Here is a 20243-nt window from a genome sequence, read left to right as displayed (position 1 = left end):
CGCCCCGCCGGTCACGCCGGGCGATCACCTGGTCGTAGCCCTGCCGGTAGAGCTCCATCATGCGTCCGACGAGCTCAGGGGGGTGCTGGAGGTCCCCGTCCATCAGCACCGTGGCCTCGCCCGTGCAGAACCGCAGGGCAGCGAGGACAGCGGCCTCCTTGCCGAAGTTGCGGCTGAACGAGACGTACCGCACCCGTGGGTCGGCCGCCGCCCACTCCCGCAGCAACTCCCGGGTGCCGTCGGTGCTGCCGTCGTCCACATAGCAGATCTCGAAGCTCTCCGTGATCCCTGCCAGCGACTTCGTCAGCGTCGAGTGGAACAGCCCGATCACATCGACTTCGTTGTAGCACGGCACTGCGATGGAGATTTCGACCACACAGCGAACACTACACTGCTTGAAATCCTCATCAGCGCAACAACAAGGTCTTCTTATGAAATCAATTGAAAGGGCGGATGAGCCCGCCGAAGTAAGCAGAGTCAATCAGAAAAACAAGTCTGACACACCGGGTATCTGGGCGATCTACGGACTTGCCGCAGGGGCGTTCGCCCTTTTGGCGGTGGCCTGCCGGGCGGGTTTCTGGGTACGGCCGGGAGGAGACGACTGGTGCTTCCTGACCAAGGTGCGCGACCTGGGCGTCCTCCGGCTGGCACACGACTTCTACATGTACGACAACGGCAGGGTGGGCAACGCCGTCGCGGTCGGCCTCTACAGTTGGCCCGGAGCCGTGGGGCACCAGTGGTTCCCCCTGATCAGCGCGGTGCTGACGGTGGCGGTGCTGTGGGCCGTGCTGTCCAGGAGCTGGCGGGTGCTCGCGCTGAGCGCGCCCGCCGCCGGTCGGCTCGCCGTCGTCGCCGTGCTGTCCGCGCTCTTCCTGCTCGGGCAGCCCAACCCGTACCAGACCTTCTTCTGGCCGGCCAGCTCCGTCTCGCACACCCTGCCGCCGGTGCTCGCGCTGGCCGCCGCGCTCCCCGCGCTCGGGGCCACCACCCCCGCCCGGCGCTGGGTGGCCGCGGGGGTGGCGCTGCTGGCCGCCCTGTTCCTCGGCACCCTGTCCGAGGAGACCTCCGCGGTGTGCCTGGTGCTGTTGCTCACCCTGCTGCTGGCGCTCGCGGTGGACCGGGGGCTGTTCAGCCCGCCGGCCCGGCGCACCGCGGTGCTGTGCTCGGCGGCCGGCGTGGCGGGGCTGCTCGGCGGCCTGGTGTTGCTGGTGACCTCACCGGGGTCCCGATCCCGACGGGAACGGATGGGGGTGGGCGGGTCGTCGTACTCGCCCCACGAGTTGGCCGCCGCGCTCAACGACTGGCTGGACATCATGCAGCGGCTGGCGACGACCTGGCCGTACCTGGCGGCGGTCGCCGTCGGGGTGCTGCTCGGCGCGGTGACCAGGGTCGGCGGGACGCCGCGGAAGCGGGTCCCGTGGCCGCTGCTCGTGCTGCCCGCTGCGGCGTTCGTACCCGCGAGCATGGCCGCGACGCTCCTGGTGCGTCCGGCGTTCGGCCGCTGGACCGCGTTGTCCTCCCGGACCTGGAACGACTACCTGCTGCTGCTGTTGCTGCTGCTCACCGGCTACGGGGTGCTGCTCGGTCTGGTGCTGCGCGACCGGCTGCGCCCGCTGCCACTGGGTCCCGCGCCGCTGCGCCCGCTGCCGCTCGCCGCGGCCGGGGTCACCGCGCTGTGCCTGCTCGGTCTGATCGGTCCGGTGCGGGAGCTGGCCCATGACACGAAGGTCCGTGCGGGGGCTTTCGACCGTCAGGACGCACGGTTGCGGACCGCGGCGGCGAACGGCGAGAAGGCCCCCGCCTACACGCCGACCCCGATCGGCGGACTGCGGGAGCCTTTCGCCCTTCCCAGGAACCGGGACTGGGCCGCGGTGTGCGTCGCCCGGTACTACCGGGTCCCCGAGGTGGTGCCCCCCAGGCGCTAGGGCCGGTCCGACCCTCAGACAGACCCTAGGTCCTCAGTTCCCGGCTGGGCCGACTGATCTGCACCCGGGGGAGCCGGACGGTGCGCGGGTCCACCAACCAGCACGTCGCCCGCCGCACCGGCGTGACGGACAGCCCCACCGCCAACGCCGCGGCGGCCAGGCTCAGCAGCGCCACCCCGACGAGCCCACCCCATCCCAGCAGGTCGTGGACGCCGTACGCCTGTGCCGCCTGCACCACCAGGCCGTGCAGCAGGTAGGGGTACACGGTGGCGGCGCCCAGCCGGGTGTAGGCGGCGCGGTGCCGGGGCACCCAGGCGAAGAACGATGCCACCAGGGCGGCTGCCACCACGAACAGCACCAGCCTGACCACCAGGTACTGCGCGACGCTCAGCCGCAGGTCGTCGTTGTCGTAGCTCATCGACAGCAGCCGGGGGTCGGCGCGGGGCGCCAGCCACCAGGCCCCGGCGGAGGCGGCGAGCACCGCGACCAGGGAGCAGCAGCGCACCAGGGGGCGGCGCAGGAAGCCGAAGTGCTCCGACCTGAGCTGCAGGCCGAGGACGAACCACGGCAGGAGCTGGAGCACCCGGGGCAGGGCCAGCTCGTACCCCACGGCCGTGGTGCCGGCGGCCAGCGAGATGGCGGCGGCCACCGCGACGGGCTGCCGCACGGCCTGCCAGACCGGGGCGGTCAGCCGCCACACGAACAGCGCGATCAGGAACCAGCAGACCGAGGTGGGCTGACTGGGGGTGATGGCGAACGGGCGGTCGAAGAGCAGGGTGTACAGCCCGGTGTAGATCGTCTCGAACACCAGGTAGGGCAGCAGCACGGTCAGCGCCAGCTTGCGGACCTGGTCGGGGCGGCCGGTGAAACCCCGGGAGAAGTACCCGCAGAGCAGGACGAACGCCGGCACGTGGAAGCTGTACAGGACCAGCCACGCCGCCTTGACCGCGCGCATCTCGTCGATGAGCGGGCCCCAGTTGTGGCCGACCACGACCAGCACGACCAGCACGAACTTGGCGTTGTCGAGGAACGGGTCACGCGACGCCCTGGAGCGTGACCGGCGGGGCCTGGTGGACGGCACCGGCGTCTCGGCGGCTGGCTGGGGCACGGTGACAGGTGCGGTCATGTCACGGAATGTAGGGTCTCGGCGAGGTCGCCCAGGAACCGTGACGCACGTTTTACGGAAATCTGCCAGTAGGACAACCCAAACGGACCCGGCCCCTGCCCCGGACCGTGGAGGTGGTCCGGGGCAGGGGCCGGGGGTGGACCGTGGAGGCCTCAGCGCATGGCGTTGCTCCGCAGCAGCGTGCGGATCATCCGCATCGCCACCGAGAGGTTGGCCAGGTCGAACGTCTCCGAGCCCTGGATCTCGCCCAGGGTGGTGCGCGCCCGCGAGATCAGCGCCGCGTTCTTCTCCTCCCAGGCCGCGTACCGCTGCTCCGGGGTGCCCTCGGCGGCGGTCAGCACGGTCGCCGTGAGCGCCGCGTGGGTGGCGAACAGGTCCTCGCGGATGGCGGCACGGGCCATGGACTGCCAGCGGTCGGACCGGGGCAACGCGATGATCCGGTCCAGTAGCTGGGTGATCCTCAGTCGGTCCCCGAGGTCGTAGTACACCTCGGCGACGTCCAGCGGGTCCTTGCCGGTGCGGTCGGCCACGTCCACGATGTCCAGCGCGGGGAACGCCGAGGAGAAGCCCGCCACCTCGCCGGCCAGTGACGAGGGCACGCCCACGGCGGTCAGCTCGTCGTGGATGCCCTGGTACCACTCGAGGTCGGCGCCGCGCAGCAGCTTGGGCAGCTCGGCCCAGACCCGGGCCACCCGCTGGCCGTAGACCTCGATGCTCTCGGCGATGTCCAGCGGCTGGAGGCGGTTGTTCAGCAGCCAGCGGGTGCCGCGCTCGACGAGCCGGCGGGAGTGCAGCCGCACCCGGGTCTGCACCTCGGCCGGCACCCGGGTGTCCAGCTCCTCCACCTCGTCCCAGATCTCCTGGAGCCGGAAGATCGCCCGGGCCGCGGTGTGGGCCCGCACGATCTCCTCGGTGGAGGCGCCGATCTCCTCGCGGAGACGGTGGATGAACGTCGTGCCCCCGGCGTTGATCGTGTCGTTGACCAGCACCGTGGTGATGATCTCCCGGCGCAGGGCGTGGTTGTCGATCTGGGCCGGGTACCGCTCCCGCAGCGGCTGCGGGAAGTAGTGGTGCACCAGGGAGCGCAGGCAGGGGTCGTCCGGGAGCGAGGTGCCGATCAGCTCCGCCGCCGCAGTGATCTTGGTGTAGGCGAGCAGCACGGCCAGCTCCGGCTGGCTCAGCCCCTGACCCGCGTTGAGCCGCTCCTTCATCTGCCGGTCGTTGGGCAGCGACTCCAGGTCGCGGTTCAGGTGACCGTCGCGTTCGAGCTGCCGCATGTGCCGGTGGTGCGCGTGCACCAGGCTCGAGGCGTTGGCGACGGAGTTGGCCAGCGCCACGTTCTGGGCGTAGTTGTTCCGCAGGACCAGCGCCCCGACCTCGTCGGTCATCTCCGCCAGCAGCTTGTTGCGCTGCTTGACCGTCAGGTCCCCGTCGTTGACGATCCGGTTGAGCAGGACCTTGATGTTGACCTCGTGGTCGGACGCGTCCACCCCGGCGCTGTTGTCGATGGCGTCGGTGTTGATCCGGCCGCCCTTCCTGGCGAACTCGATCCGACCCAGTTGTGTCAGCCCCAGGTTGCCGCCCTCGCCGACCACCCGGGCCCGCAGGTCCTGGCCGTCCACCCGAATGGCGTCGTTGGCCTTGTCACCGACGTCGGCGTGGGTCTCGGTGCTGCCCTTGACGTAGGTGCCGATGCCGCCGTTCCACAGCAGGTCCACCGGGGCGAGCAGGATCGCCTTCATCAGCTCGGCGGGGGTGAGCTTGGTGACCCCGTCGGGGAGGCCGAGCGCGGCCCTGACCCGGGCGTTGACCGGCACGGACTTGGCGCTGCGCGGGTACACCCCGCCGCCGGTCGAGATCAGTGAGGCGTCGTAGTCCTCCCAGGAGCTGCGGGGCAGCTCGAAGAGGCGGCGCCGCTCCGCGTAGGACACCGCGGCGTCCGGCTCCGGGTCCAGGAAGATGTGCCGGTGGTCGAACGCGGCGACCAGCCGGATGTGCTCGGACAGCAGCATCCCGTTGCCGAAGACGTCGCCGGACATGTCGCCGACGCCGACGACCGTGAAGTCCTCCGTCTGGGTGTCGTGGCCCAGCTCCCTGAAGTGGCGTTTCACCGACTCCCAGGCACCGCGGGCGGTGATGCCCATGCCCTTGTGGTCGTAGCCGGCGGAGCCCCCCGAGGCGAAGGCGTCACCGAGCCAGAAGCCGTAGGCGACGGCCACCTCGTTGGCGATGTCGGAGAACCTGGCGGTGCCCTTGTCCGCGGCGACCACCAGGTAGGTGTCGTCACCGTCGTGGCGGACCACGTCCTTCGGCGGCACCACCTCGCCGCCCACCAGGTTGTCGGTGATGTCCAGCAGGCCCGAGATGAAGGTGCGGTAGCAGGCGATGCCCTCGGCGAGCCACGCCTCACGGTCCACCGACGGGTCGGGCAGCCGCTTGCCCACGAAGCCGCCCTTCGCCCCGACCGGCACGATCACCGTGTTCTTCACCATCTGCGCCTTGACCAGGCCGAGGACCTCGGTGCGGAAGTCCTCCCGGCGGTCGGACCAGCGCAGCCCCCCGCGGGCGACCTTGCCGAACCGCAGGTGCACGCCCTCCACCCGGGGGGAGTACACCCAGATCTCGTACGCCGGCCGGGGGGCCGGCAGGTCGGTGATCTCCTGCGGGTCGAACTTGATCGACAGGTAGGAGTGCCAGTCGCCGTGCGAGTCGTGCTGGAAGTAGTTGGTCCGCAGGGTCGCCTTGATCAGGGTGAGGAACGAACGCAGGATCCGGTCCTCGTCCAGGTTGGCCACCTTGTCCAGCGCCCCGTCGAGCTCCTCGAGCAGACCGTCGGTGAGCTCGCTGCCGGCGGCCTGGTGGCTCGGCGACATCCTGGCCTCGAACAGGTTGACCAGCAGCCGGGTGGTGTGGACGTTGGTGTGGAGGGTGTCCTCCATGTAGTCCTGGCTGAACGGGGACACCGCCTGCCGCAGGTACTTGGCGTAGGCCCGCAGCACCATCGCCTGGCGCCAGGTCAGCCCGGCCCGCAGCACCAGGCGGTTGAAGCCGTCGTTCTCCGCGCGACCGGTCCACACCGCGGCGAAGGCGTCCTGGAACCGCTCCCTGGCCTCGTCGCTCAGCTCGCCGTCGGCGGCGTCGGAGCGCAGGCCGAAGTCGTAGATCCAGGCCCGGGTGCCGTCGGCGCAGCGCAGCTCGTAGGGGCGCTCGTCCACCACCTCGACGCCGAGGCGGTGGAGCACGGGCAGGACATGGGTGAGGACCACCGGCTCACCGGTGCGGTAGATCTTGAACCGGCGCTCCCCCGGGGCCGCGCCCACCGGCTCGTACAGGCTGAGCCGGAAGCTCCCGGGCCGGTCGCCGTCCTGCCCGAGGCCCTCGAGGTGGTTGAGGTCGGCGACGGCGGTACGCGGGGAGAAGTCGGCCTTGTAGCCCTCGGGGAAGGCCCGGACGTACCGCCTGGCGAGTTCCGTGGCCCGTTCCTCGCCGCACTCGGCCAGGAGCGCCTCGGTGAAGTCGTCCGCCCAGGAGCGGGTGGCCTCGGCGAGCCTCGCCTCGATCCTCTCGACCTCGGAGTCCGGCAGCTTGCCCAGCTCGGTGCCGGGTTCGACACGCACCACGAAGTGCAGCCGGGACAGGACCGACTCGGTGTTCCAGGCGGTGAAGTCCACCGCCCGGCCTCCGAGTTCCTCCATCAGGATGCTGGTCAGCCGCAACCGGACGTCGGTGGTGTAGCGGTCCCTCGGCAGGTAGATCAGGGCCGAGTAGTAGCGCCCGTACTCGTCCTTGCGCAGGAAGAGCCGCAGCCGGCGCCGTTCCTGGAGGTACAGCACGCTTATGGCGATGGACAGCAGTTCGTCCACCGGGGTCTGGAAGATCTCGTCCCGCGGGTAGGTCTCCAGGATCTGCAGCAGGTCCCGGCCGTCATGGCTGTTCGCCGGGAAGCCGGCGCTGGACAGCACCTCCTGCACCTTGCGGCGGACCACCGGGATGCGGCGCACCGACTCGGTGTAGGCGGCGGAGGAGAACAGACCGAGGAAACGGCGCTCGCCGACCACGTTCCCCTCTGAGTCGAACTTCTTGACGCCGACGTAGTCCAGGTACGACGGCCGGTGCACCGTCGCCCGGCTGTTCGCCTTGGTCAGCACCAGCAACCGGTGCTCCCTGGCCTTCGCCCTGGCCCTCGGGGTCAGCCGGTTGAACGACGGTGAGACGGGGTGCGCCGCGGCGTCGAGCTTCGGGTCCGAGCGCAGTATCCCCAGGCCGGTGCCGGGCAGCGCGGACAGCACGTCCTGCGGCTCGCCGTCCTCGTCCGGCTCGGTGGTCAGTTCGTACTCGCGGTAGCCGAGGAAGGTGAAGTGGTCCGCCGCCAGCCAGCGCAGCAGTTCCCACGCCTCGCTGACCTCCTGCTCGGGCAGCGGCGGCGGGGCCGAGGTGAGCTCGTCGGCGATGCGCAGGGCCGCGGCGCGCATCTTGCCCCAGTCCTCCACGGTCTCCCGCACGTCGGACAGGATCCGACGCAAGTTGTCGGCGATCTCCCGCAGTTCCGACCTGTCGGTCTCCCGGTCGATCTCCACGTGCATCCAGGACTCCACCAGGGCGTCTGCCGGCAGGTCGTCCTCTTCGGTGACCCGGCCGCGGCCGGCCTGCCCGACCACCTCCAGCAGCCTGCCGGTGACGTCGCGACGCACCACGACCTGGGGGTGGATCACCACGTGGATGGCCCGGTCCTGGCGGGAGAGCTCGTTGGTGACGGAGTCCACCAGGAACGGCATGTCGTCCGTGACCACCTCAACCACGGTGTGGGTGCAGGTCCACCCGTTCTCCTCCACCGAGGGGGTGTACACCCGGACGTTCGCGGTGCCCTGTGGTCGGTTGGCCGCCAGGCGGTAGTGCGACAGGGCCGCTCCGTAGACGTCCACCGGGTCGCGGTCCAGCATGTCCTCCGGCGCGGTGTGCAGGTAGTAGCGGCGCAGGAACGTCTCGAGATTCGCCGTGTCCAGGCCCTGCTCGGGTTTCCCCGCCGGGCTGCTTCCCGCTACCCGGGCCGCCCTGGTGAGCAACTCGGCCTTGGCTTCGTCCAGCTTGCTCTGCATGATCCTCTGGCTCCTGTGTCGCGCGCCTTTGCGTGACGTCGATGGATGCGGGGAGTGGCCGCGCGCCGCTGCCACGGGAACCAGGGCCCGGGACGGCGGCGCGCAGGGGGGACCGTCGGGCAACCCCCACCCGGCCGGTCCGCACGGGTGGGCACGCCGGAACGGCGCCTGCGGCTGATCCGCGCGACGCCTACCCGGGTTCTGGCTGATGATGCGCTGATCAGTTCCCGTCCGGGCAGCACGAAGCACACGGGCGGCACGAGGGCACCATCGCCCCCGGCTATGGGACTGATCACAGGGACCAGGTTATCCCTCCGACGTGGGGCTGGTCAGTGACCGAGGCCATAGGAAGGGCCACCCGACCGGGACCGTACCGGGGCCCTATCGGCCCCCCGTCGAGGGCCCTGCGAACCGTGGTGCGCACGGTGCGAGTGGGACGGCGCCACCGGCGGAGACCTCACGGCCACGACGCGGAGAAATTAGCCCATATGGGGGTAACGGTAATCGAGGGGCGGCACGAAGGTCTCCTTGATCGAACGGGTGGAGACCCAGCGGGAGAGGTTGGCCCGCGACCCCGCCTTGTCGTTGGTCCCGGAGGCCCGGCCACCACCGAACGGCTGCTGCCCCACCACGGCCCCGGTCGGCTTGTCGTTGACGTAGACGTTGCCCGCGGCGAACCGCAGCACCTCGAGCGCCCGGTGCACCGCCGCCCGGTCCCGGGCGAAGACCGCCCCGGTCAGCGCGTACCCGGAAACGCGCTCCACCTGCTCCAGCATCTCCTCGTAGCGCTCGTCCTCGTAGACGAAGACGGAGAGCACGGGACCGAAGTACTCCTTGCGGAACATCTCGTGGCCCGGGTCGGTGCAGACCAGCACCGTGGGCCGGACGAAGTAGCCCACCGCGTCGTCGCACGACCCCCCGGCCACCACCTGCACCGCCGGGTCCGCCCCCGCCCGCTCCAGCACCTGGCGCAGCCGGCCGAACGCCCGCTCGTCGATCACCGCCCCCAGGAAGTTCGACAGGTCGGCGACGTCCCCCATGGGCAGGCCGTCCACCTCGGCGGCCAACGGCTCCCGCATCCGCCGCCACAGCGACTCGGGCACGTACGCCCGCGACACCGCGGAGCACTTCTGCCCCTGGTACTCGAACGCCCCCCGCACCAACGCCACCCGCAACGCCACCTCGTCCGCGGAGGGGTGCGCCACCACGAAGTCCTTGCCGCCGGTCTCCCCCACCATCCGCGGGTAGGTCCGGTAGGAGCCGATGTTGTCCCCCACCGTCCGCCACAGGTGCTGGAACGTCCTGGTGGACCCGGTGAAGTGAATCCCCGCCAGCTCGGGACGGGCCAGCGTCACCCGGGACACCGCCACCCCGTCACCGGTGAGCAGGTTGACCACCCCGGCGGGCAGGCCGGCCTCCTCCAGCACCTCCATCACCGCGCAGGCCGCCACCGTCTGGGTCGGCGCCGGCTTCCACACCACGGCGTTGCCCATCAGTGCCGGGGCGGTCGGCAGGTTCCCGGAGATGGCCGTGAAGTTGAACGGCGTCACCGCGTAGACGAAACCCTCCAGGGGCCGGTGGTCCGCGCGGTTCCACACCCCGGCGGGGCTGTGCGGCTGGTCCGAGAGCAGCTCCCGGGCGAAGGACACGTTGAACCGCCAGAAGTCCGCCAGTTCGCACGCGGCGTCGATCTCCGCCTGCTGCACCGTCTTGGACTGGCCCAGCATCGTCGCGGCCACCACCCGCTCCCGGAACGGTCCGGCCAGCAGTTCCGCGGCGCGCAGGAACACCGCGGCCCGCTCCTCGAACGGCCAGCCCCGCCACTCCCCGGCGGCCCGCAACGCCGCCTCGACCGCGTCCTGCGCGTCCTGCTCGAGCGCGGTACCGAAGGTGCCGAGCACCGCGGCGTGGCGGTGCGGCTGCACCACGTCCACCCGCTTGCCCGCCCCCAGGCGCCGCACCCCGCCGATGGTCATGGGCAACTCGCCGACGCCGGGTTCCAGCTCCTTGAGCCGCACGTCGAGGCGGTGACGCTCCGGGCTCCCCGGGGCGTAACCGCGCACCGGCTCGTTCACCGGGACCGGCACCTGAAACACGGCATCCATCGGTAGGCGCTCCGCGGGGCTCGGGTGCGTCGACGTCATGGCGGACGGTGCCGCCGGCGGACGAGTCGGCACCGACGACCAGGGCGACATCGACGGGTGTCGTCGTAGTCTTCGTCGGATGTCGACCGCAGACAACCAGGCACGGCCCGGATTCACCGGACCGGCCCTGCACCGGCGTCAGGACGCCAGTTCGTCCGCCACCCGCACCGCCTCGGCCAGGGTGTCCACGACCGGGACGCCGGCCCGCTCCAGGCTCTCCCGGCTGTGCGAGCCCCCGGTGTACAGCACGGCCCGCGCCCCCGCGTGGGCCGCGGCCCGGGCGTCGTCGAGGGCGTCACCTATCACCACGGTGCACCGCGGGTCGATCCCGGTGAGGCCCGCGAGGTGGCGCGCCATCTGCTCCGCCTTGCCGGAGTGGGACGGGCCCCTGCGGCCCTCGACCAGGAGGAAGTGCTCCTCGATGCCGTGGCGGCGGACCAGCGGCACCAGCTCCTCGTGCGGGGCGAGCGAGCACAGCGACTGAGTGCCCCCCGCGGCCAGCCGGCCCACCAGCAGCTCGGCCGCGCCCCTGGACAGGGTGCACCCGGGAGCGAGCCGGGCGTAGTGGTGGTTGAACGCCTCGTCCAGCATCGCCCACTCCTCCTCGGTGGGGAGCCGGCCCATCAGGCGCTGGTAGAAACGGGGGATGGGCACGCAATACAGCTCCCGGTACCGGGCCAGGGTGATCGGCGGCAGGCCGATCCGGGCGAACGCGGCGTTGGTCGCCCGGATCACGGCCTCGGTGTCGTGCAGCAGCGTCCCGTTCCAGTCCCAGACGATGTGAGTGCCCACCTGCTCACGGTACTCGCCGACACCGACGGGCGAACCTCGAACGGCACACGCCGCCAGGACCGGGCCGGGGTCAGCCCAGGTCGGGCAGGAGCGAGGGGATCTCCTGGGTGGCGTACCAGAGCAGTTCGTGGTCCTCGGCGCCGTCCACGGTGAAGCGGGCGTCGTCGTCCCCGGCGTCGGCCGCGCCCACCACCTCGGCCGCGGCGAGCACGTCGGCCTCGGCGTCCTTCCCGTCCACGTGCACCGCGGCCACGTCGGCGAGGGCGACCGGGCCGGCCAGCCGGACGGCGCCGAGCAGCGAGGGGTCCAGGCCGCGGTCCGGGTCGGCCACCGCGGCGGCGTCCGGCACGTCCACCGCCACCACCACCCGACGGCGGGGGGCCTTGGGGTCGGCCGCGAGGTGGCGCAGCGACCCCTGGGCCGCCCGGGTCAGCGCCGCGTACTCCAGCTCCTCGAGGTCGTCCGACAGGTACCACTCGCGGAGCCCGGGAGTGACCGCGTAGGCGTCCAGCGGGCCGGGGCCGAGCTCGCCCGCCTCGTGCGCCTCGGCCAGACCCGACAGGGTGGTGGGGATGTACACGCGCATGGCAGGCCGCTTCCGGGACCGGGGGACAGGGGCGTCACCAGGATAAGGGCCGCCGGCGGCCACCGGCGGGCCACTCCGCGGGGACGGGCCGTCCACGGCGGCGGGGCCGTCCACCTTCGAGTGAGGTGACGGCCCCGGCGCGCCCGACGCTGACGGGTGCGCCGCGCCCTGACGTGCCTGGTGGCAGAGGTGCGCTTCCCCGGACGAGTGAATCCGCGACGGGGCTGGCCGGCGGGGGCGGAGACGTTGCCCGGCACGGCGGCGACCGGCTAGAAGACTCGCTACTCGTGAGTAGACACGGCCGGAGAGAGGCGGGCAACCCATGCCGACGACGGGGACGACCGGCGGCGCCGGAAGGTCGAGGGCACGCCGCGGCGGTCCGGCACCCAGGGGAGCCGGACCGGGCAGGAACCGACCGGCAGGCACCGGCCCCGGGCGGCCGCCCGGGGCCCGACCGGCGGTCCCCGGCGACCTGAGGCACTGGTTCGCCCAGACGCTCCTCGAGGTGCTCACCGGGCGGCGCACCACGGCGACGCTGCTCAGGGTGGTCAGCGGCGAGGTCTACCAGCAGGTGTGGACGCTCACCGAGGAGGGCCGGCTGCGGCACCGGCCCGGCGACCCGGGCCCCGCCGTGCTGGTGTGCCGGCACTGCGCGCCGGCGCCCGGGGTGCTGGAGGTCGGCGCGGTGGTCCAGGCCGCGGGCCGGTCCAGGGCACTGGCGTTCCGGTTGGAACGCGGGGGCGGCCGGCGGTGGCGGTGCACCGCGCTGCAGACGGGTTGAGAACGCCGAGGGCGGCCGGCCCCCGTGGGGAGCCGGCCGCCCTGACGACCTGGGACGGAATGCGTCACTTCTTGCGACGACGACCCTTCTGCGCCTTGCGCCGCTCGGCGCGGCCCCCGGCCGGCGGGGCGTCCGACGGGGCGTCCTGGGTGGTGTCGAAGTCGCCCTCGACCACGCCGCCCTCCCCGTCCACCGTCGGGGCCGAGTAGTGCAGCCGCTCCCGGCGCTGGGGAGCGTCCAGCCCCTTGGCCCGGATCGCCGGGCGTCCCGCGGGGGCACCCGCCGGGACCTGCTCCTTCTTCTCCAACGGGACGGCGTCGGCCGGCACCGGAACCTCCTCGACCTGCTGCTCGACCTGGACCTCCAGGTTGAACAGGTAGCCGACGGACTCCTCCTTGATGCCGTCCATCATGGCCTGGAACATGTCGAAGCCCTCGCGCTGGTACTCCACCAGCGGGTCCCGCTGCGCCATGGCGCGCAGCCCGATGCCCTCCTGCAGGTAGTCCATCTCGTAGAGGTGCTCGCGCCACTTGCGGTCGAGCACGGACAGCACCACCCGGCGCTCCAGCTCGCGCATGATCTCCTCGCCGAGCTGCTTCTCCCGGGCCTCGTACTGCTCGTGCATGTCCTCCATCACCATCTCGGCGATGAGGTCAGCGGTGATCGCGTCCCGGCCGCCCGCGGCCTCCTCGACGTCCTCCAGCGTGACCTTGATCGGGTAGAGCTGACCGAACGCCGACCAGAGCTTGTCCAGGTCCCACTCCTCGGCGAAGCCCTCGCTCGTCTCCGCCTGGATGTACCCCTGCACGGTGTCGTCCATGAAGTGACGCACCTGGTCGTGGAGGTCCTCGCCCTCCAGGACGCGGCGGCGCTCGCCGTAGATGACCTCGCGCTGGCGGTTCAGCACCTCGTCGTACTTCAGGACGTTCTTGCGGATCTCGAAGTTCTGCTGCTCGACCTGCGACTGCGCCGAGGCGATGGCCCGGGTGACCATCTTGTTCTCGATGGGCACGTCGTCGGGGACGTTGGCCATCGACATCACCCGCTCGACGAGCTGCGCCTTGAACAGCCGCATCAGGTCGTCACCGAGGGACAGGTAGAACCGGGACTCCCCCGGGTCCCCCTGGCGGCCGGAACGACCACGGAGCTGGTTGTCGATGCGCCGCGACTCGTGCCGCTCGGTGCCCAGCACGTAGAGCCCGCCGAGCTCCCGGACCTCCTCCTGCTCGGCCTCGACCGCCGTCTTGGCCTTCTCCAACGCCGCGGGCAGGGCCTCCGCCCACTCCTCCGGCGTCTCCACCGGGGACAGCCCGCGCTGCATCAGCTCGGCCTCGGCGAGGTGCTCCGGGTTCCCACCCAGACGGATGTCGGTACCGCGACCGGCCATGTTGGTGGCAACGGTGACCGCGCCCTTGCGGCCCGCCTGGGCGACGATCTGCGCCTCCCGCTCGTGGTGCTTGGCGTTGAGCACCTCGTGCGGGATCCCGCGCTTGCGGAGCTGCTGCGACAGGTACTCGGACTTCTCCACCGAGGTGGTGCCGACCAGCACCGGCTGTCCCAGCTCGTGCTTGGCGGCGATGTCCTCCACCACGGCGGTGAACTTGGCCTCTTCGGTGCGGTAGATCAGGTCGGACTGGTCGAGCCGGGCCAGCGGGCGGTTGGTGGGGATCGGCACCACGCCGAGCTTGTAGATCTGGTGGAACTCGGCCGCCTCGGTCATGGCGGTACCGGTCATCCCGGAAAGCTTGTCGTACAGGCGGAAGAAGTTCTGGAGGGTGATGGTGGCGAGCGTCTGGTTCTCGTCCTTGATCTCCACCCCTTCCTTCGCCTCGATCGCCTGGTGCATGCCCTCGTTGTACCGGCGGCCGGCCAGGATGCGGCCGGTGTGCTCGTCCACGATCATGACTTCGCCGTCCATCACGACGTAGTCCTTGTCGAGCTTGTACAGCTCCTTGGCCTTGATCGCGTTGTTCAGGTAGCCGACCAGGGGGGTGTTGACCGACTCGTAGAGGTTGTCGATGCCCAGCCAGTCCTCGACCTTGGCCACGCCCCGCTCATGGATGCCGACGGTCCGCTTCTTCTCGTCGACGGCGTAGTCGCCGGTCTCCTCCTTGCCCAGGCTGCCCGGCTCACCGCGCTCCAGCCGGCGGACCAGCTTGGCGAAGTCGGCGTACCACTTGGTGGCCTGGTCCGCGGGACCAGAGATGATCAACGGGGTGCGGGCCTCGTCCACCAGGATGGAGTCCACCTCGTCGACGATCGCGAAGTTGTGGCCCCGCTGCACCAGCTCGTCCCTCGACCACGACATGTTGTCGCGCAGGTAGTCGAAGCCGAACTCGTTGTTGGTGCCGTACGTGATGTCACACGCGTACGCCTTGCGGCGCTCGGAGGGGGGCATGTTGGCGAGGATGCAGCCGACCGAGAGGCCGAGGAACTGGTGCACCCGGCCCATCCACTCCGAGTCGCGCTCGGCCAGGTAGTCGTTGACCGTGATCAGGTGAACGCCCTTGCCCGAGAGCGCGTTCAGGTACGCCGGGAGGGTGCCCACCAGGGTCTTGCCCTCACCGGTCTTCATCTCCGCGATGTTGCCCAGGTGCAGCGCCGCGCCACCCATGATCTGCACGTCGTAGTGGCGCTGGCCCAGAATGCGCTTGGCCGCCTCACGGACCGTGGCGAACGCCTCCGGCAGCAGCGAGTCCAGCGACTCGCCGTCGGCGTACCGCCCCTTGTACTCGTCGGTGAGAGCCCGAAGCTCCGCATCGGTCAGGTCGACGAAGTCGTCTTCGATGGAATTGACCTGGGTAGCGATGCGGTGCAGCTTGCGTAGGATCTTGCCCTCACCCGCACGCAGGATCTTGTCGAAGACGGACACGAAAGCTGGCTCCTTGGCGATACGGACCCGCGCGGTGCTCGCGCGCCGGCACGGCGGGCGCACCCCGCCGCACCGCCATGGTATGCGAGGTGCCCTCGCCCCTGGGAGGTCCGTCAGCGCACGGGTACCGTGTCACACCGGCAAATCCGCTACGAACCCGGCGGGACGGTGCGGAATACTCCGCACATGGAGCCTTTGACCCTTACCACCGAACGGCTCGAACTGCGCCCCTTCGCTCCCCGGGACGCGGACGCGGTCCTGCGGGCCTGCCAGGACGCCGACATCCAGCGCTGGACCACCATCCCCTCCCCCTACCGCCGGGAGCACGCCGAGGGGTTCGTCAACGACATCTGCCCCCGTGGCTGGGAAGGGGGCACGCTGCTCAACTTCGGCACCTTCACCCGGCAGGGCGGGGAACTGGTCTCCTCCCTCGGCCTGTACCGGACGAACGCCTCGCGGACCGAGGACAGGCGAGCCGAGGTCGGGTTCTGGACGGCCAGGGAACACCGCGGGCGCGGCTACACCACCGAAGCAGTGCTCGCGGTGGCCCGGTGGGCGTTCACCGACCTGGGGATCGAGCGCCTGGAGTGGCTGGCCGAAGTGGGCAACGTGGGCTCCCGGGCCGTCGCGCAGAAGGCGGGCTTCGTCATGGAGGGGGCCCTGCGCTCCAGGATCGTCAGCCGCGGGGTCCGGCGGGACGCGTGGGTCGGGGCCCTGTTGCCGTCCGACCTCGGGGTGCCCGCCCAGCAGCCCTACCTGCCGCACGTTCGCGACCAGAAGTGACCACCAGGTCACCGCGTGTCGCCGCCGGGGGCGCTGTCGGTGGCCGGCCCTAGACTGCGCGCCTGGCTTCCCCCCGTCTCAGGCGGGGGTCCTGCGTCCCGCTCCCAGGAGTTCTCGCCACCTTCCCCGCCCAGGGGCAGGGGCACCCACGGAGGCACACCCCGATGACCACGCCCGCACCCGCTCGTTCCCTCCCCGCCGCCTCCGTGCCCGCCCAGGGTTCGGCCCCCGAGGTGAGCCTGACCCCCGACGAGGCCCGGCGGATCGCGCTGCGGGCACAGGGCCTGCTCGGGGCGCCCGACCGCAGGGGCGGGGTGCGCGGGGTGCTGAGGCACCTCGGCGCGGTGCAGTTGGACACCATCTCCGTGCTGGCCCGCTCGCACGAGTTGATCCCGTACGCCCGTCTCGGCGCGGTCGGCCGCGACACCGTGGAGACCGCCTACTGGGGGCCCCAGGACCACACCGCGGGGCAGCGACCGCCCACGGCCTTCGAGTACTGGTCACACGCGGCGTGCGTGCTGCCGATCGAGGAGTGGCCGCACTTCGCGTTCCGCCGCCGCGCCTACCGGGCCAGGGACCACTGGCACCACGAACTCCCCTCCGGCGTCCACGACCTCGTGCTCTCGCGGTTGGCCCAGGAGGGTCCGATGACCGCCACCGAGCTCGGCGGCGCCAAGAACGGCGGTCCGTGGTGGGACTGGAGCGCGTCCAAGATCGCGGTGGAGCGCGCGCTGATGTTCGGCGAGGTCGTGTGCGTGCGGCGGCGCGGTTGGAAGAGGGTCTACGACCTGGCGGAGCGCGCCATCCCGAGCACGCTGTTCCACGACGAGTTGGACGACCACGAGTGCCTGCGCCGCCTGGTCCGGCTCGCCGGGGCGTCGCTGGGCGTGGCCACCCGGGCCGACCTGGCCGACTACCACCGGCTCAGGACCGAGCAGGTGGACGCGGTGGTGGCGGACTCCGGCCTGGTGCCGGTGCGGGTCGCCGGCTGGGACCGGCCCGGCGGCGGCACCACCGGGGCGAACGCCTGGGCGGACCCGGCCGCGCTCGCCGCGCCCGCGCGCGGGCGGCACCGCACCGTGCTGCTGTCGCCGTTCGACTCGCTGATCTGGGACCGGGCCCGCACCGAGCGGATCTTCGGCTTCACCCACCGCCTCGAGGCGTACGTGCCCAAGCCCCGGCGGATGTACGGCTACTTCGCCATGCCGCTGCTCTCCGGCGGCCGGTTGCTGGGCCGGGTGGACCCGGCGCGCGAGGGCCGGACCCTCGTCGCCCGGCACGCCAGCCTGGAGACCGCTCGGGCGGTCGAGCCGATGGCGGGGGCGCTGGTGGAGGCGGCCGGCTGGGTCGGGTGCGACCAGGTCAGGGTCGAGCGGGTGACGCCGCCGGAGCTGGCCGGGCCACTGACCCGGGCCCTGGCCACCCACGGCTGAACGGGCCGGGCACCGCTCACCTGATCTCGAGGATCTTCTCCCGCATCGCGTAGACCACGGCTTCCATCCGGGAGTGGAGCTGGAGCTTCTCCAGGATGTTGCGGACGTGGTTCTTCACGGTGTTCTCGCTGATGAACAGCTCCTTGGCGATGTCCCGGTTGTTCATCCCCGTGGCCACGAGCTTGAGCACCTCGAGCTCCCGGTCGGTCAGCCGGGGCGCGGGGACGAACCGGCGCTCGTCGGTGCGCTGGATCATCGACTTGAACTCGGTGAGCAGCTTGGAGGCCATGGAGGGGCTGATCTGGGACTGGCCGTCGGCCACCGCGCGGATCGCGGTGGCCACCTCGTCGGTGGAGATCTCCTTGAGCAGGTAACCGGTGGCACCCGCCTTGATGGCCTCGTAGAGATCGGCCTCCTCGTCGCTGATCGTCAACATGATGATCTTCGCGCTGGGGGCCACCTCCTTGATGGCCGTACAGGCCTCGATCCCGCCGCGCTTGGGCATCCGGACGTCCATCAACACGATGTCCGGCAGCAGGTCCGCGGCCTTGTCCACCGCCTCGGCGCCGTCACCCGCCTCGCCGACCACCTGGATGTCCGGCTCCTGGGCGAGCACGATCTCAAGTCCTCTGCGGAACAGCGCATGATCATCGACCACCAGGACCCGGATCGGCTCCTGGCGCGCGCCGGTCCGCTCCGCAGGGCCGGCGTCTCCTACGGACGCGGGCCCCAGGCTGTCCGCCATCCGCCCCTCCCCATGAGCTGTTCGCTGTGTCGCCATGATTCCACGCCACAACGACAACCCGGCTTGCGCGCACAGCCGATGGGCGTTTTCTCGCCGCGTCCAGAAGCCGCGCCGAACCGCTGACCACGGTGTTACGGTTCGGCGCGGCTTCCTGGCGTTGCTGGAAATCGCCCCCTCGTGAGGGCGGTCAACTTGACAGCTCAGCTTTGACGGCCACCCCGACGGACGGCGGCCGGTCGGCTACTAGCCGCCGAGCGCGCCCCCCACGCCCATGGCGGTCCCCTCGCCGGTCGGGTCGGCCTTGAGCCGGATCACGCCGTAGTCATAGGCGTGCCGGCGGTAGACGACGCTGGGGAGGTTGGTGTCGGAGTCGATGAACAAGTAGAAGTCGTGCCCCACGAGCTCCATCTCGTAGAGCGCCTGGTCCAGCGCCATGGGCGCCGCCGCGTGGGTCTTCTCCCGCACCACCAGGGGGCCTTCCCCCTGGATCTCCAGCGGCCCGATCCTGGTGGTCGGCACTCCCTTGTCCGAGGGGACCTCGGCGTGCCCCCCGTCGGCCGCCGCGGCCAGCGGTGCCGTCGCCGCCGCGACGCTCACCGGCGTCCGACTGCCGCCCCGGTGGACCCGCCGCTTGTCGGCCGCCTTGCGCAGCCTGGCTTCCAGCTTCCCCGCCGCCAGGTCCAGCGCGGCGTACGGGTCACTGGCCGCCGCTTCCGCCCGCACCACGGGCCCCCTGCTGTGCAGGGTGATCTCCACCCGGTCCGAGCGCCCCGCCTGCCGGGGGTTGTGTTCCTTGGACACCTCGACATCCAGGCTGATCACCTTCCCGTCGAGCTTCTGGATCTTTCCCAGCTTCTCAGCCACGTGCTTGCGGAACCGCTCCGGCACCTCGGTCTTGCGGCCCTTGACGACGATGTCCACGAAGAACTCCGTTCACTTGCTGTCCGCACCGAACGGGACGCGGCCCGTCCGGTCCTGAGTCCCCAGCCACACCACGACCCGGCGCGGAACGGTCGAGCGCGGTGTCGCGACCCTCACCTCCTCCTCCCCTCCTGGGACAGTGGCAACCCACTCGTTGCGGACGGGCGCAACTGACAACCCGACATATCGAGCAAGGCTCGTACGAGTGGGCTTCGCTCTCATAACCGAACATAGCCCCTAAAGGTGGGTAGCGGCACCCCGGCACCCCGAACTCCTCAGGCCTCACCGGAAGAACTCCCCAGCCCCGCTGCTGGTTCCGCGCTCCGGGCGCCGGCGCCCCCTCAGAGGTTCACGGCGGCAACGACCGCGGCACCGACCACCCGGCCACCCGCCGCACGCACGGCACGGGCTGCCTCGGCCAACGACGCCCCGGTGGTCAGCAGGTCGTCCACCAGCACCACCGGGGCGTCGCCCAACGCGGCCCGGCACCCGGCGGGCACCCGCAGCGCCCCGGAGAGGTTGGCCCGGCGCCGCCGCGCGCCGAGACCAGCCTGGTCCGCCACCCGCCGCGCCTGCCTCAGCGCCGTGAGGGCCCGCACCGGCAGGCCGTCCCGGCGCAGCCGTCCGGCGGCGACGAACGTCACCCGGCGCATGGCGTCGTGCCCACGGGCAGCCACCGCGCGGCGCGCAGAAGGAACGGGAACCAGCAGTGCCCCGCCACCCGCCCGCCCCGCGGTGACCGGCCCCGCCCCGGCGGGGGCCAGCGCGGACCTCACCGCCACCGCCAGGGCCTCGCCCAACGGCCGGGCGAGCGGGAGGACCCCCCGCTCCTTGTGGGCCAACAGCACTGCCCTGACCGGGCCCCGGTATCCCGAGGCGGCGAACACCGGGGGCAGCCCGCGCGGCGGCGGCTCCGGGCGCACGGGCCACGCCCGGGCCCCGCACAGCAGCGCGCGGCAACGCCCGCACAGCACCACCCCGGCCCGGCCGCACCCGGCGCACTCCGCCGGCAGGGCCAGGTCGGCCAGGGCCCCCGGCC

14 protein-coding genes are annotated in these 20243 nt (G+C 71.6%); 4 read left to right on the top strand and 10 right to left on the bottom strand.

What is annotated here, in order from left to right; genetic code table 11:
• Positions 1-376, bottom strand: a 376-nt coding sequence (locus A3IG_RS0123530) for a glycosyltransferase family 2 protein (protein ID WP_040912195.1), incomplete at its 3' end; no start/stop codon positions are given.
• 181 nt (positions 377-557) lie between these two features.
• Between A3IG_RS0123530 and A3IG_RS31030 the strand changes: the two genes are divergently transcribed.
• Positions 558-1925 carry a DUF6056 family protein gene (locus tag A3IG_RS31030; RefSeq protein WP_018386053.1) on the top strand — a complete coding sequence of 456 codons (1368 nt, stop codon included), beginning with the start codon at positions 558-560 and terminating at the stop codon, positions 1923-1925.
• Between the two features lie 25 nt (positions 1926-1950).
• On the opposite strand, the gene A3IG_RS0123520 is transcribed toward A3IG_RS31030, so the two are convergent.
• From A3IG_RS0123520 to A3IG_RS0123500, 5 genes are all read right to left on the bottom strand, one after another.
• The gene (locus A3IG_RS0123520) at positions 1951-3051 is read right to left on the bottom strand and encodes an acyltransferase family protein (RefSeq protein ID WP_018386052.1); all 1101 of its coding nucleotides are present in this window, start codon (positions 3049-3051) and stop codon (positions 1951-1953) included.
• A gap of 152 nt (positions 3052-3203) precedes the next feature.
• Positions 3204-8147 (bottom strand): NAD-glutamate dehydrogenase, encoded by a 4944-nt coding sequence (locus A3IG_RS0123515; protein ID WP_018386051.1) that lies wholly within the window; start codon positions 8145-8147, stop codon positions 3204-3206.
• 479 nt (positions 8148-8626) lie between these two features.
• Positions 8627-10252, bottom strand: a complete 1626-nt coding sequence (gene pruA, locus A3IG_RS0123510) for an L-glutamate gamma-semialdehyde dehydrogenase (RefSeq protein ID WP_018386050.1) — start codon at positions 10250-10252, stop codon at positions 8627-8629.
• 177 nt (positions 10253-10429) lie between these two features.
• Positions 10430-11083 (bottom strand): HAD family hydrolase, encoded by a 654-nt coding sequence (locus tag A3IG_RS0123505; protein ID WP_018386049.1) that lies wholly within the window; start codon positions 11081-11083, stop codon positions 10430-10432.
• A 70-nt stretch (positions 11084-11153) separates the two neighbouring features.
• Positions 11154-11669 (bottom strand): DUF6912 family protein, encoded by a 516-nt coding sequence (locus A3IG_RS0123500; RefSeq protein WP_018386048.1) that lies wholly within the window; start codon positions 11667-11669, stop codon positions 11154-11156.
• 322 nt (positions 11670-11991) lie between these two features.
• On the opposite strand from A3IG_RS0123500, the gene A3IG_RS35770 reads away from it, so the two are divergent.
• Positions 11992-12450 (top strand): Rv3235 family protein, encoded by a 459-nt coding sequence (locus A3IG_RS35770; RefSeq protein WP_026220593.1) that lies wholly within the window; start codon positions 11992-11994, stop codon positions 12448-12450.
• 64 nt (positions 12451-12514) lie between these two features.
• Here the strand turns inward: A3IG_RS35770 and secA are convergent, their stop codons facing one another.
• Positions 12515-15322, bottom strand: coding sequence for a preprotein translocase subunit SecA (secA, locus tag A3IG_RS0123490; RefSeq protein ID WP_018386046.1), 2808 nt, complete (start codon positions 15320-15322; stop codon positions 12515-12517).
• Positions 15323-15508: 186 nt separating this feature from the next.
• Between secA and A3IG_RS0123485 the strand changes: the two genes are divergently transcribed.
• Positions 15509-16105, top strand: coding sequence for a GNAT family N-acetyltransferase (locus A3IG_RS0123485; RefSeq protein WP_026220592.1), 597 nt, complete (start codon positions 15509-15511; stop codon positions 16103-16105).
• A gap of 164 nt (positions 16106-16269) precedes the next feature.
• On the top strand, positions 16270-17538 hold the full coding sequence (locus tag A3IG_RS0123480) for a winged helix-turn-helix domain-containing protein (RefSeq protein WP_018386044.1): 1269 nt from the start codon (positions 16270-16272) through the stop codon (positions 17536-17538).
• A gap of 16 nt (positions 17539-17554) precedes the next feature.
• Here A3IG_RS0123480 and A3IG_RS0123475 read toward each other — a convergent pair whose 3' ends face one another.
• The 3 genes from A3IG_RS0123475 to A3IG_RS31025 all read right to left on the bottom strand — a co-directional run bounded on the left by A3IG_RS0123475 (position 17555) and on the right by A3IG_RS31025 (position 20232).
• Positions 17555-18283: a response regulator gene (locus tag A3IG_RS0123475; protein ID WP_018386043.1), complete on the bottom strand. Its 729-nt coding sequence runs from the start codon at positions 18281-18283 to the stop codon at positions 17555-17557.
• Between the two features lie 243 nt (positions 18284-18526).
• Positions 18527-19204, bottom strand: a complete 678-nt coding sequence (gene hpf / locus A3IG_RS0123470) for a ribosome hibernation-promoting factor, HPF/YfiA family (protein WP_018386042.1) — start codon at positions 19202-19204, stop codon at positions 18527-18529.
• A 341-nt stretch (positions 19205-19545) separates the two neighbouring features.
• Positions 19546-20232: a ComF family protein gene (locus A3IG_RS31025; protein ID WP_040912190.1), complete on the bottom strand. Its 687-nt coding sequence runs from the start codon at positions 20230-20232 to the stop codon at positions 19546-19548.
• Between the last annotated feature and the right edge of the window lie 11 nt (positions 20233-20243).

It is taken from the genome of Wenjunlia vitaminophila DSM 41686, from assembly GCF_000380165.1.
In the GTDB taxonomy this organism is placed as follows: domain Bacteria; phylum Actinomycetota; class Actinomycetes; order Streptomycetales; family Streptomycetaceae; genus Wenjunlia; species Wenjunlia vitaminophila.
The sequence above is the reverse complement of the archived record's forward strand: the minus strand, read 5'-3'. Positions and strand labels throughout refer to the sequence as shown.